This window comes from Arenibaculum pallidiluteum, assembly GCF_017355985.1.
In the GTDB taxonomy this organism is placed as follows: Bacteria; Pseudomonadota; Alphaproteobacteria; order Azospirillales; family Azospirillaceae; genus Arenibaculum; species Arenibaculum pallidiluteum.
Genome location: NZ_JAFIQU010000016.1, coordinates 104,328 through 116,837, shown reverse-complemented (window position 1 = coordinate 116,837; position 12,510 = coordinate 104,328). Strand labels below are relative to the sequence as shown.

Here is a 12,510-nt window from a genome sequence, read left to right as displayed (position 1 = left end):
ATCCGAGATAGCAGAGTCCCGTCCCAATTTCGCCCCTCGGCACGGCGCGCGCAAGCGCGGGCCGCGCGCAGGCCGGAATCAGGCGGCGTCGAGCCCGTAGGCGGTATGAAGCGCACGGAGCGCGAGCTCCGTGTACTCCTCGGCGATCAGCACCGAGACCTTGATCTCGGAGGTCGTGATCACCTGGATGTTGATGCCCTTCTCGGCGAGCGCGCTGAACATCCGCTGGGCGACGCCGGCATGGCTGCGCATGCCCACGCCGATCACCGAGACCTTGACCACGTCGGGATCGGTGACGACCTGGCGGTACCCGAGCTCCGCCCGCGAGGTCTCGAGGACCTGCTTTGCGCGGTCCAGGTCCGCCTTGCCGACCGTGAAGGTCAGGTCGGTCGTCTTGCCGTCCTCGGACACGTTCTGGACGATCATGTCCACGTTGATGGCGGCATCGGCGAGCGGACCGAAGATGCGCGCGGCAACGCCGGGCCGGTCCGCCACGGCCAGAAGGGTGACCTTCGCCTCGTCACGGCTGTAGGCGATGCCGCTGACCAGTTCCTGTTCCACGATCTCGTCCTCGTCCACAACCAGCGTTCCCGGCAGGTCGCTGCCGGGCGCCTCCTCGAAGCTGCTGAGCACCTGCACGCGCACGCGGTGCTTCATGGCCATCTCGACCGAGCGGGTCTGGAGGACCTTCGCTCCGAGCGACGCCATCTCCAGCATCTCTTCGTAGGTGATGCGCGCGAGCTTGCGCGCCTTCGTCACGATGCGCGGGTCGGTCGTGTAGACACCGTCCACGTCGGTATAGATGTCGCAGCGGTCCGCCCCCAGCGCGGCCGCGAGCGCCACCGCCGAAGTGTCCGACCCGCCGCGCCCCAGCGTGGTGACGCGGCCGGTCTCGGCGACGCCCTGGAAGCCGGCGACCACAGCGACCTCGCCCGCGCCGAGGCAGCGCTCCAGCGGCGCGGTGTCGACGGACAGGATGCGCGCCTTGCCGTGGGTGCCGTCGGTGCGCACGGCGACCTGCCAGCCCTGGAAGGACCGCGCGGGAATGCCGAGCTTCTGCAGGGCGATCGCCAGCAGCCCGCTGGTGACCTGCTCGCCCGAGGAGACCACGGCGTCGTATTCGCGCGCGTCGTGCAGCGGGTCGATCTCGCGGCAGTAGCCCACGAGCTGGTTGGTAACGCCCGACATGGCCGACACGACGACCGAGACCTCGTGGCCGGCGCGGACCTCGGCCGCGACCTTGCGGGCGACGTTGCGGATGCGCTCCACGTCGCCGACCGAGGTGCCGCCGAATTTCAGGACGATGCGCGCCATGACGGATCCGAAATCCCAGGAAAACAGCCGCTTCGCAAACCGAAACGGGCATCTTGCGGGCGCGAAGCGCGGTATCCATACTCCGTGCCGACAGGCGAAGCAAGCGCGCCTGCCCATGGCGGACGAGGACAATCAATGGCTGCGCCCCAACCGGACCACGCGCCGCGCGCGGGCGGAACCGTCGATGCCGACGAGGTCGCGCGCTTCTCGGCGATCGCCGCCGAATGGTGGGATCCCCGGGGCAAGTTCCGCCCGCTGCACGGCTACAACCCGGTGCGTCTGCGCTACATCCGCGATGCCGCATGCCGGCACTTCGGGCGCGATCCCGCGGCGCCCGAGCCGCTGCGCGGCCTTTCGGCGGTGGACATCGGCTGCGGCGGCGGCCTCCTGACCGAACCGCTGTCCCGCCTGGGCGCCGGGATCCTCGGCATCGACGCGGCCGAGCGCAACGTCCGCGTCGCCGAGGCCCACGCGGCAGAGACGGGCGCACCCGCGACCTACCGGGCCTGCACGGCCGAGGACCTGGTCGCGGAAGGGCGCCGCTTCGACCTGGTGCTGGCGCTCGAGGTGGTCGAGCACGTGGCCGACGTGCCGCTGTTCCTGGGCTCCCTGGCGGCGCTGACCGCTCCCGGCGGCATGATCGCCATGGCGACCATCAACCGCACGCCCAAGGCCTTCGCCCTGGCGATCGTCGGCGCCGAATACGTGCTGCGCTGGCTGCCGCGCGGGACCCATGACTGGCGCAGGTTCCTGCGCCCCTCCGAGCTGGCCGCGGGCCTGCGGCCGCACGGCTTTTCCGTGCGCGGCCTCACGGGTGTCGTCTACAACCCGCTGACCGACACCTTCTCCGAGAACCCGCGCGATCTCGGCGTGAACTACATGCTGTGGGCGTCCCGCGGCCCATGAACCCGGCGGGGAACCGGGCGCCCGGCATCGGACCGGTTGCCCGCCCGGGCGTGGTCGCGCGGATCCGGCTCGGAATCCTGGGCTGCGCCGCGCTGCTGGCGCTGGTGCTGGCGAGCTCCGCCCATTGGAGCCTGTCGCTCGCCCGCGAGGAGTACGAGGTCGAGGCCCGTGCCGCGGTGCGGATGGCCTCCGGGCATGCGGAATGGCTGCTCGGCGCCGCCGAGCTGCTGCTGCGCTCGGTGGCCCGGCTGAACGCCGACACCGACTGGGACGACCCCGCGGCAGCAGCCCGCTCCCATCGTGCGCTCGACGAGCTGCGGGGCACCCTGCCGACCGCCTTCCGCATTTTCCTGTGGGATGCCGAAGGACGGCTGCGCGCCTCGACCGCGCCCGAGATCGAGAAGGCGCCCGCCATCGTCGACCAGGATTTCTTCGAAACCCATCGCGATCCCGCGAGCGGGCTTTACCTCAGCGACCCTCTTCCCGGCCCGGTGGAAGGCACCGCCATGCTGGTCCTCAGCCGCCGGACGGAGGGATCCGCAGGCTTCGGCGGGGTCGCATCCATGGCGGTGATGACCGAGGACATCAGGCGTTTCTACATGTCGCTCGGCTTCTCCGAGCAGACGAGCTTCGCCTGGTTCCGCGACGACGGCAGGATCCTCGTGCGCCAGCCGCGCACCGAGATCACGCGGATCTCCGGCCCGCTGCAGGACCTGATCGCGCCGGGAACGGCCGACGGCCGGGTCCGCTACGAATCCTCCGCCGACGGCGTCACCCGCACGGTCTTCTTCCGGAGACTGGAGGGCCGGCCGCTCTACGTCAGCGTCGGCATCACGGAGCGCGCGATCCTGGAGCGCTGGGTCCAGCGCTCGGCCCCGTATCTCCTGGTCGGCGCGCTGACCATCGCGGGCTTCGCCTTCGGCGCGCGCCATGCGCTGCGCTGGGCCGGTGCCGAGGATGCCCGCCGCCGGGCGCTGGACGCCCTGAACGCCGAGCTCGAAGCGCGGGTCGAAGAGCGGACCGCGACGCTCCAACTGGCGCTGGACCACAAGGCCTGGCTGCTGAAGGAGGTCAACCACCGCGTCAAGAACTCGCTGCAGATGGTGTCCAGCCTGCTGAACATGCAGATCAGGAGCAGTGACCGGGACGATGTCCGCGACAGGCTGCTGGAGGCGAGGAACAGGGTCCAGGCGATCGGGCATCTGCACCAGCGCCTCTATCAGACCGACCACTTCGAGACCGTCGATTTCGGCCAGTTCCTGAAGGAGCTCGCGAGCGACCAGGCGCTGATCGCCGGCGCGGCCGACACCGTCTGCACCGTCGAGATCCCCGAGCACGGGGTCCTCGTCCCCATCGACCGGGCCGTGCCGCTGTCGCTGATCGCCAACGAGCTCCTGACGAACGCGATCAAGCACGCCGGCAGCGGGGCGACGGCGCGGGAGGGCGAAGGGACGCGGGTCCTCGTGCGGCTGGAAGGGATGGAGGACGGCGGGCTCGCCCTCACGGTCTCCGACGACGGGCCCGGCCTGCCGCCCGGCTTCGATCCCGACGGGGCGGGGCATGGGGCGTCGGGCCTGGGCATGCGGCTGGTGCGCGGCCTGGTTTCCCAGCTCGGCGCCCGGCTCGAGATGCCGCGGAATCAGCCGGAGCTCGGGCCCGGAGCCGTCTTCCGGGTGGTCCTGCCGCCCGGGACCTGAGCGCGGCTCAGGCGTCGGAGCGCGGCACCCAGGGAATGCGGCTGAACGAGACTCCTTCCTCGGCGAGCTCGCGGGCCTCCGTCTCGGAGGTCTCGCCGTAGATGCCGCGGGCATCCGTCTCTCCGTAGTGGATCCGCCGCGCCTCCTCGGCGAAGCGGTCCCCGACGTAGTCGCAGTTCTCCTCGACCTTGCGGCGCAGCTCGGCCAGGATCTCCATGGCCTCCTTGCGGCGCGCGGCGTCGGCCGGGTCAGCGGGCACGCCCGCCCCCGTCGCCTGCGGCGCGCCGGCCGAAACCACGGGCACCGCCTCCCTGCCGCGCGACTTTGCGATGCTGGGCGCCATCGGGGCCTTGGCCACCTGCCGATCGCCACAATGCGGGCATGAGATCTCGGCCGCGGCGGCCTGACTTTCGAAGGCGTCGCCGTTCCGGAACCATGCTTCGAAGCCGTGCCCCTCGGCGCAGCGCAGCTCGTACTTGATCATCCCGTCCGTCTCGTCCAGCAACCGGGCCGCGGCCTTGCGGCGGCCACCCCAAGTCGCCCTATACTGAAGGCCTATAATGTAGATGGTGTTCACGCGCCAAGGCGAAAGGTATGCGATGCAGCCCCCGGACCTCCGACCGCCGCCCTCGGCCTGGGTCCGCCGCTTCGCACCGCTCGTGCGGCGCGGCGGGCCGGTTCTCGACCTCGCCTGCGGCGGCGGCCGTCACCTGCGCCTCTTTCATGGGCGTGGCCATCCCGTCACCGGGGTGGACCTGGACCTGCGCGGGGTGGCTGACCTCGATGGCGCGCCGGGCGTGACGCTGGTCCAGGCGGACCTGGAGAACGGCAACCCCTGGCCCCTCGCGGCGGCGCCGCGCTTCGCGGGCATCGTGGTCACGAACTACCTGCACCGTCCCCTCTTCGGCGCGATCCTGGATTCCCTGGAGCCCGGCGGCCTCCTGGTCTACGAGACCTTCGCCCGTGGCAACGAGCGCTTCGGCCGCCCCTCGGCGCCCGCCTTCCTGCTGCGTTCCGGCGAGCTGCTCGACATCGCGCGGGACCGCCTGCACGTCGTCGCCTTCGAGCAGGGCGAGGTGTCCTCGCCACGGGCCGCGGTGGTGCAGCGGATCGCCGCCGTCGCCGACGCCATGGCGGTCCCGGACCTCGGCGGCGATCCGGAGCCGCGGCCGCTGCCGACCGTGCCCGAGCCGGGGATGGACGGGCCGGACTGACGGCAAGGCCGGAGGCCGCGCCGCCGAATCCTGCAGCCTCCCCTTCGGACTCAGCTCTCGAGCCCCTGCCTCGGGTCGAAGCCGGATTCGCCGCGCCCTTCCAGGAACTCCTTCAGCGCGGCATCGGCCTCGGGGCCCAGCACGATGCGCAGGGTCACGATCTGGTCTCCGGGTTCGTGCCCGCGCCGGTGGACACCCTTGCCGCGCAGGCGCAGCACCGTGCCGCCATCGGATCCCGGCGGGACGGCCAGCATCACGGGCTTGCCGAGCGTCGGCACGCGCACCCTGCCGCCCAGCACGGCTTCGCGCAGGGTTACCGGAAGGTTCATGTGGATGTCGTCACCGATCCTGCGGAACAGCCTGTGCGGGGCGACCCTGACATCGGCCAGCACGTCGCCGCCTCTGGCGCCTTGCCCCCTCAGCCGCAGAACAGTGCCGTCCTCGGTGCCCGGCGGGATCGCAACGTCCAGCGCGCGCCCATCCTCCAGCACCAGCCGGCGCGTTCCGCCCCGCGCGGCGGTCACGAAGTCGACCTCCACGCGCACGCGGCTCTCGGGCTGCCGCGGCGGCCCGGAAGCCTGGGAGCCGGCCCGGCGGCCGAAGCTGCCGAAGACGCCCCCCAGGAGCTCCTCCAGGTCGATCTCTCCAGCCTGTCCGCCGGAGAAGGCCCCGCCATAGGCACCCTGACCGAAGGGATCGCCCGCCCTGCCGCCGAAGCCGCCTCCTCTGGCAGAGAACCCGGCGAAGCCGGGATGCAGCTCGTTGCCCTCGGCGTCGATCTCGCCGCGGTCGAAGCGCTGCCGCTTCTCCGCATCGGACAGCAGATCATAGGCGGCGCCGATCTCCTTGAAGCGCCGCTCCGCCTCGGGCTGGCCCTGGTTCAGGTCCGGGTGGAAGCGTTTCGCAAGCTTGCGGTAGGCCTTGCGGATCTCGTCCTCCGTCGCGGACGGCGCGACCCCGAGGACTTCATACGGGTTCTTCATGCCTCGCCTCGTCTCGAAGGACTCTCAGAACGGAAATGCCAGGCCCGGGCGCCAGGCAACCCCGCCTGCCGCGGCCTCGCCCCCCGACATCTCGGCCAAGCGGCGGATGCGCTCGCGGGTGAAGGGATGGGTGCGCAGCCAGCGCGTCCAGCGCGGCGCACGGACCCCGGCCTCCCAGGACTCGCCCTGGAGATGCGAGAGAACGCCGAGTGCGCGGGCGAGACCTTCGGGATCCCCGGTCAGCGCCACGGCGCCGGCATCGGCGTCGAACTCGCGCTCCCGCGACAGGCGCAGCCACAACAGGTCGCCCAGGAGCGGCGCGGCCGCCAGCAGGGGCAGACCCGGAATCCCGGCACCGACGAGGGCCATCAGCAGCCCCGCGCCAGAGATCACCCGCACGGCCTGGGCCGCGCCGGCCGCCAGACGCATCAGCCGGGGGTCGCCCGCGCGCAGATGGCTGACCTCGTGGGCCAGGATCGCCGCTATCTCGCGCGGACCGAAGGTCCGCAGCAAGCCGGTCGAGACCGCGACCGCGGCGCCACCGCCGTCGGAGGCGGCGAAGGCCTGCAGGCCACTGCGCGGCACCACATGCAGCACCGGGCGGGTGCCGAGTCCGGCACGTTGGCCCAGCTCGTCCAGCATGGCCGCGAGACCGGGGGCCTCGTAGGGGTGGAGCGGACGTGCGCCCAGCGCGCGCAGGATGCCGACAGGTGCCGCCGCCTCGCCGAGAAGCAGGCCGGCCGCAGTGCCGAGCAGCGCCAGCACGACGGCCTCGGCGCCGCCGATCATCCAGGCGCAGGCAGCCAGAAGCAGGAAAAGTGCGAAAAGCAGGCCGCAGGTCACCTCGGCATTCCGGCTGCGTCGGCGCCACAGCCGCCGGCCGAGCCCCGCGCTCGGGATCGTCCGGCCAACATGGCCCGGCCCCACCGGACCGGGGCCGCCCGCCGGCGTCATGCAGCCGACGAAAAGGGAAACATGCGGCAACGCCGCGAAAACCATCATCCGGATATCCTCCATCGAGCGATATCGCCGTCGGGCCCAACACGCGGCGCCCGGCGTTCCTTATTTGGTCAGGTCCGCACATCCCATCAAGATGCCGGACAGAGCGTCGGAGGAGCGCGAGGCATGGAACCGCGAAGGTCCGGCAGAGGCGACTGGCTGGCATCGGTTCCGGCTGCCTGGTCGGCGATGGGACTCGCCGCGCTGATCACGTTTCCGGCCGTCGCGCTCTGGGCGCCGCCCGTGACGGTCGCCCTGCTCGCCCTGGGATCCGGGCGCCGGACGTTGGATCATCCCGAGGTTTCGCACTGACACCGGCCCATAGCGCCAGTCGCCCTGCTGGTATCCGGCAGAACCCATTTCCTTGATTCAAATCAACGCCTTACGTGCATGAACTTTATATTTTCTGTGTTCTTCCGATCTGACAGGGAGGGCGAGAACATGCGCGTGAAGCTGACCATCCGGGCCAAGTTGTGGGTGCTGGTGGGGGCAGCCAGCGTCGCGTGCTTGGCGATTGCGGCCGCCGGGCTCCGTGTGAACCGCGACCGCATGGTCGAGGACAGGATCGCGACCCTGCGCTCGGTGGTGGAGGCCGGTCACTCGCTCGCTTCCGGCCTCGAGGCCGAGGCCGCCGCCGGGCGCATCAGCCGTGACGAGGCGCAGGCGCGCTTCAAGCAGGCCGTGCTGACGATCCGCTACAGCGGCGGCGAGTACCTGTTCTCCCACACCTACGCATCCGTCGGCTTCGCCCATATGAACACGAAGCTGATGGGCGCCGACGTCTCGGGCATCAAGGACAGGAACGGCGTTCCGATCATCCCTGCCCTGATCGACATCACCAGGGGCGACCGCGAGGGCACCTACGTCTACGATTGGCCGAAGACGCCGGGCGGCACCGAGCACGCGGTGAAGCTCGCCTATGCAAAGGGCTTCGATCCCTGGACCATCTTCATCGGCACCGGGGTCTTCATCGACGACATCGACGCCGCCTTTCGCGCCCAGCTCTGGCGCATGGCCGTGATCGTGGGGGCGCTCGCCCTACCGGCCATCGCCCTGATCGCGCTGGTGGGCCAGAACGTCAGCACCGCAGTGCGCGGCCTGAGCGCCAAGATGCGTGCGATCGCCGCCGGGGACCTGTCAGCCGGGCTTCCCGAGGCCGGCCGCAGCGACGAGATCGGCGCCATGGCCCAGGCCGTCCAGGTCTTCAAGGAGCAGGCGCAGGCCAAGATCCGCCTGGAGGCCGAGCGCGAGCGGATCAAGTCGGAATCCGAGAACGAGCGCCATTCCGCCATGATGGCCGTGGCCGAGACCTTCGAGCACAGCGTCGGAGGAGTCCTCTCGGCCGTCTCCGACGAGATGCACGCGATGGAATCCAAGGCGCAGGAGATGAGCCGCGTCGCCCAGGAGACCGGACGCCTGTCGGCGGCTGTCGCCTCGGCCACCGAGGAAACCTCGGCGAACGTCCAGACGGTGGCCGCTGCGGCCGAGCAGCTCGCCGGCTCCATCGACGAGATCGCCCGCCAGGTCGCCCAGTCCTCCCGGAAGGCAGGTCAGGCGGTGGACCGGGCCAAGCAGGCCGACGGCAAGGTCGCGGGCCTGGCCGCGACCGTCGAGCGCATCGGCACGGTGGTCGAGCTGATCAACTCGATCGCGGGGCAGACCAACCTGCTGGCACTGAACGCGACGATCGAGGCGGCTCGCGCGGGCGAGGCCGGCAAGGGCTTCGCAGTCGTGGCCTCCGAGGTCAAGGCGTTGGCCAGCCAGACCGGCAGGGCGACCGAGGACATCGCATCCCAGGTGGCCGCCATCCAGTCCGTCACCGGCGAGGCCGTGCACGAGATCCAGGGCGTGGCCGAGGTGATCGAGCGCGTCAACGCCATCGCCGCGGCGATCTCCGCCGCGGTCGAGGAGCAGGGCGCCGCGACCAGGGAGATCAGCCGCAACATCCAGCAGGCGGCGCAGGGCACCCGCGCGGTGCTGAAGAGTATCGGCGGCGTCTCCGCGGCGGCCGACCAGGGGGGCGGCACGTCCCAGAACGTGCTGGAGACCTCGCGCCGGCTCGCGCTGCAGGTCGACTCCCTCGACCGCGAGGTCTCGGGGTTCCTGACGACGGTGCGCGCGTCCTGACGGGGGTCGGGCCGGCGGCGCACGGCCGCCGGCCCCGGAGCTCAGTAGACCACGGTCCCGGTGATCGGGTTCTTGCCGAGGATGATCATCCCGAGGATGTCGTCCTTGGAGACCTCGCGCGTCCGCACGACGCCGACGAGCTTGCCGTTCTTCATGACGGCGCAGCGATCCGCGAGGTCGTAGACGTCGTGGATGTCGTGGCTGATCAGGAAGATGCCGATCCCCTCGGCCTTGAGCTGCTGGATCAGCTCGGCGACCATGCGGGTCTCGGCCGGGCCCAGCGCCGCCGTCGGCTCGTCCATGATCAGGATGCGTGCGTTGAAGTAGATCGCGCGCGCGATGGCGACGGACTGACGCTGCCCGCCCGAGAGCGAGCGCACCGGCGTCTTCAGGTTCCTGAAATTGGGGTTCAGCCGCTGCATGACCTTCCGGGTCTCGGCGGCCATGCGCTGGTCGTCCAGCGTGCCCCAGCCGGTCATCAGCTCGCGGCCCAGGAAGAGGTTGCCCGCGGCGTCGATGTTCTCCGCCAGCGCCAGGGTCTGGTAGATCGTCTCGATCCCGTAGCGCTTGGCGTCGCGGGTGCTGCGGATCTCGGCCTTCTCGCCGTTGACGTAGATCTCGCCCATGTCGGCCCGGTAGGCGCCCGACAGGATCTTGATCAGCGTGGACTTGCCCGCGCCGTTGTGGCCGAGCAGCGCCACGACCTCGCCCGGCATCAGGTCGATGGAGACGTCGTCGACGGCGCGCACGCCGCCGAAATGGATTGCGATGTTGCGCATCTCGACCAGGGGGGTCTGGTCGGCGCGGCGGCCTTCGGCCGTTCCGGCGGCAAGTGCGGTCATGGCCTCACAGCCTCCTGCGGCGGTAGGACTGGTCCAGCCATACGGCCAGCACCAGGACGAGCCCGATGACGACGTTCTGCATGGGGCTTGGCAGGCCCAGCAGCACCATGCCGGACTGCAGGCTCTGCATGGTCAGGGCGCCCAGCACGGCGCCGAAGATGGTGCCGACGCCGCCGGCCAGCGAGGTTCCGCCGATCACGGCGGCGGCGATCACGCGCAGCTCGTCCAGCTCGCCGGTGGCATTCAGGCCGGCCTTCAGGCGGGCGGTGGCGATGGCCGCGCCCACGGCGACCAGCAGCCCCATCACCACGAAGATCCAGACGGTGATACGCCGGACATTGATGCCCGACAGTTCGGCCGCCTCAGGGTTGCCGCCGATGGCGAAGACATAGCGGCCGAATCGCGTGCGGGTCGCCACGAAGGTCATCACGAGCATCACGGCGATCACGATCAGCACCGGCACCGGGATGCCCATGGGCACGTTGGTGCGCGGCTGCGGATAAGCGTTCATCACCATGACGAAGGCGACGACGGGAACGATCTGCGCCGCCAGCACGGCCGCCTCGGCCCAGAGCGGCCGCACCGGGAAGCCGTAGGCGTGGCGCCGGCGCCGCGCGAAGACCGCGCGGGCGCACAGGGCGAGGATCGCGGCGACGCCGAGGGCCCAGGACCAGAAGGCGCCCAGCGAGCCGTCGAGCCCGCCGCCGATCAGCTCGAAGTTGGGGTTCAGCGGCGCCACGGTCTGGCCGCTGGTCATCCACCAGGCGAGGCCGCGGTAGATCAGCAGCCCAGCGAGCGTGACGATGAAGGCCGGCACGCCGCGATAGGCGATCCACCAGCCCTGAATTCCGCCGATGGCGCCGGCCAGGACGAAGCCCGCCAGCACGGACAGCACCCAGCCGAGATCGCCGTCGATGCCGAAGAACCGGCTCTGCAGCACGGCCATGACCATGCCGGTCAGGCCCAGCAACGAGCCGACCGACAGGTCGATGTGGCGCGCCACGATCACCAGCACCATGCCGGTCGCCATGGCGGCCACCGACGAGGTCTGGACGGCCAGGTTCCAGAGGTTGCGCGGCGTCAGGAACAGGCCGCCGGTGATAACGTCGAAGACCACCCAGATCGCCGCGAGCGCGCCGATCATGGCGAGCATCCGCGTGTCGATCTCGAGCGTCTCGATCAGGCCGCGACCCGACATGCGGGCGGCCGGAAGCGGGCTGCTTACGGTCATGGGCGGGGCGCCCTCCCCTTTTTTTGAATCGAGGTTCCGTCGTCCGGGCCCTGCCCCGGACGCAGCGTTCCCGGGCGGGCGCCTGCGCCCGCCCGGTCGCGAAGATCTACTTGCAGGCCGCCGGCGCCTTGTCGCCGGAGACGCCCTGGCAGACGGTGGCCTTGGGCACCCAGCCCGCCTCGATCACGAGGTTCAGGTTGTCGCGGGTGATCGGAACCGGCTTCAGCAGGATCGCGTCGAGCTTCACCTTGTTGGGACCGTTGGCGAAGCTGCCGACGCCGGGAACCTCGCTGGTCTTGGCGCCCTTGGCCAGGCGGACGGCGATCTCCGCCGCGTTCCGCCCGAGCTCGCGGGCGTCCTTCCAGACGCTGACGGTCTGCAGGCCGCGCGCGACCCGGTTCAGGGCGGCATGGTCGGCGTCCTGCCCCGAGACCGGGATGCCGGCGATGCCCTGGGCCGTCAGGGCCGCGATGGCGCCGCCCGCGGTGCCGTCGTTGGACGCGACCACGGCGTCCACCTTGTTGTTGGTGGCGGTCAGGATCTGCTCCATGTTCCGCTGGGCGTTGGCCGGCAGCCAGCCGTCGGTGTACTGCTCGCCCACGACCTTGATGTCGCCGGTCTTGATGGAGGCTTCCAGCACTTCCATCTGGCCCGAGAACAGGAAGTCGGCGTTGGGATCCTGCGCCGAGCCCTTGATGAAGACGTAGTTGCCGCGCGGCTGGGTCTTCTGGACCTCGCGCGCCTGCATGCGGCCGACCTCCTTGTTGTCGAAGGTCAGGTAGAAGACGCCGGGCACCTCGATCAGCCGATCGTAGCCGACCACGGGGACGCCGGCGGCACGGGCCTGCTCGACCGCGGGGCGAATCGCCTGGGCGTCCTGGGCCAGCACGATCAGCGCGGTGGCGCCGCGCGCGATCAGGGCTTCCACGTCGGAGAGCTGCTTGGCCGGGCTGCTCTGGGCATCGGCGCTGACGTACTGGCAGCCGAGCTCGGTGAGCTTGCCCTTGATGGCCGCCTCGTCGGTCTTCCAGCGCTCCTCCTGGAAGTTGGACCAGCTGACGCCGACCACGCATTGCTGCGCGAGCGCCGTCGACGCACCGCCCATCGCGATGCCGGCCAGAACGGCCGCGCCGGCCACCACACCCGTCAAAGCCTTCATCCTGCGTCCCTCCCCATCATTTCGGCGGCCCCTGGGGG

12 protein-coding genes are annotated in these 12,510 nt (G+C 70.8%); 5 read left to right on the top strand and 7 right to left on the bottom strand.

Annotated features, from left to right (window positions below; all coding sequences use genetic code 11):
- Nucleotides 1-78 precede the first annotated feature (78 nt).
- Complete coding sequence (locus JUB13_RS24420; RefSeq protein ID WP_207483625.1) at nt 79-1,314, bottom strand: aspartate kinase; 1,236 nt, start codon at nt 1,312-1,314, stop codon at nt 79-81.
- A gap of 135 nt (nt 1,315-1,449) precedes the next feature.
- Between JUB13_RS24420 and ubiG the strand changes: the two genes are divergently transcribed.
- Together ubiG and JUB13_RS24410 are read left to right on the top strand one after the other, a co-directional pair.
- Entirely contained in the window at nt 1,450-2,220 is a 771-nt protein-coding gene (gene ubiG, locus JUB13_RS24415; RefSeq protein ID WP_207483623.1) for a bifunctional 2-polyprenyl-6-hydroxyphenol methylase/3-demethylubiquinol 3-O-methyltransferase UbiG, read from the top strand.
- Nucleotides 2,217-3,917 (top strand): sensor histidine kinase, encoded by a 1,701-nt coding sequence (locus JUB13_RS24410; protein ID WP_207483621.1) that lies wholly within the window; start codon nt 2,217-2,219, stop codon nt 3,915-3,917. Before ubiG ends, JUB13_RS24410 begins: the two co-directional genes overlap by 4 nt.
- 7 nt (nt 3,918-3,924) lie before the next feature.
- Here JUB13_RS24410 and JUB13_RS24405 read toward each other — a convergent pair whose 3' ends face one another.
- Entirely contained in the window at nt 3,925-4,401 is a 477-nt protein-coding gene (locus JUB13_RS24405) for a DUF1178 family protein (protein WP_207483619.1), read from the bottom strand.
- A 115-nt stretch (nt 4,402-4,516) separates the two neighbouring features.
- Here JUB13_RS24405 and JUB13_RS24400 point away from each other — a divergent pair, with 115 nt between their 5' ends.
- Nucleotides 4,517-5,131, top strand: coding sequence for a class I SAM-dependent methyltransferase (locus tag JUB13_RS24400; RefSeq protein WP_207483617.1), 615 nt, complete (start codon nt 4,517-4,519; stop codon nt 5,129-5,131).
- A 50-nt stretch (nt 5,132-5,181) separates the two neighbouring features.
- Here JUB13_RS24400 and JUB13_RS24395 read toward each other — a convergent pair whose 3' ends face one another.
- On the bottom strand, nt 5,182-6,114 hold the full coding sequence (locus JUB13_RS24395; RefSeq protein ID WP_207483615.1) for a DnaJ C-terminal domain-containing protein: 933 nt from the start codon (nt 6,112-6,114) through the stop codon (nt 5,182-5,184).
- Between the two features lie 24 nt (nt 6,115-6,138).
- Complete coding sequence (locus tag JUB13_RS24390; protein WP_207483613.1) at nt 6,139-7,116, bottom strand: M48 family metalloprotease; 978 nt, start codon at nt 7,114-7,116, stop codon at nt 6,139-6,141.
- A 123-nt stretch (nt 7,117-7,239) separates the two neighbouring features.
- Here JUB13_RS24390 and JUB13_RS24385 point away from each other — a divergent pair, with 123 nt between their 5' ends.
- Both JUB13_RS24385 and JUB13_RS24380 read left to right on the top strand, forming a co-directional pair.
- Entirely contained in the window at nt 7,240-7,425 is a 186-nt protein-coding gene (locus tag JUB13_RS24385) for a hypothetical protein (protein WP_207483611.1), read from the top strand.
- Nucleotides 7,426-7,554: 129 nt separating this feature from the next.
- On the top strand, nt 7,555-9,240 hold the full coding sequence (locus JUB13_RS24380; RefSeq protein ID WP_207483609.1) for a methyl-accepting chemotaxis protein: 1,686 nt from the start codon (nt 7,555-7,557) through the stop codon (nt 9,238-9,240).
- A gap of 41 nt (nt 9,241-9,281) precedes the next feature.
- On the opposite strand, the gene JUB13_RS24375 is transcribed toward JUB13_RS24380, so the two are convergent.
- From JUB13_RS24375 to xylF, 3 genes are all read right to left on the bottom strand, one after another.
- Nucleotides 9,282-10,082, bottom strand: a complete 801-nt coding sequence (locus JUB13_RS24375) for an ATP-binding cassette domain-containing protein (protein WP_207483607.1) — start codon at nt 10,080-10,082, stop codon at nt 9,282-9,284.
- A gap of 4 nt (nt 10,083-10,086) precedes the next feature.
- Entirely contained in the window at nt 10,087-11,313 is a 1,227-nt protein-coding gene (locus JUB13_RS24370) for a sugar ABC transporter permease (RefSeq protein ID WP_207483605.1), read from the bottom strand.
- Nucleotides 11,314-11,419: 106 nt separating this feature from the next.
- Nucleotides 11,420-12,472 carry a D-xylose ABC transporter substrate-binding protein gene (xylF, locus tag JUB13_RS24365; RefSeq protein WP_207483603.1) on the bottom strand — a complete coding sequence of 351 codons (1,053 nt, stop codon included), beginning with the start codon at nt 12,470-12,472 and terminating at the stop codon, nt 11,420-11,422.
- Nucleotides 12,473-12,510: the final 38 nt, after the last annotated feature.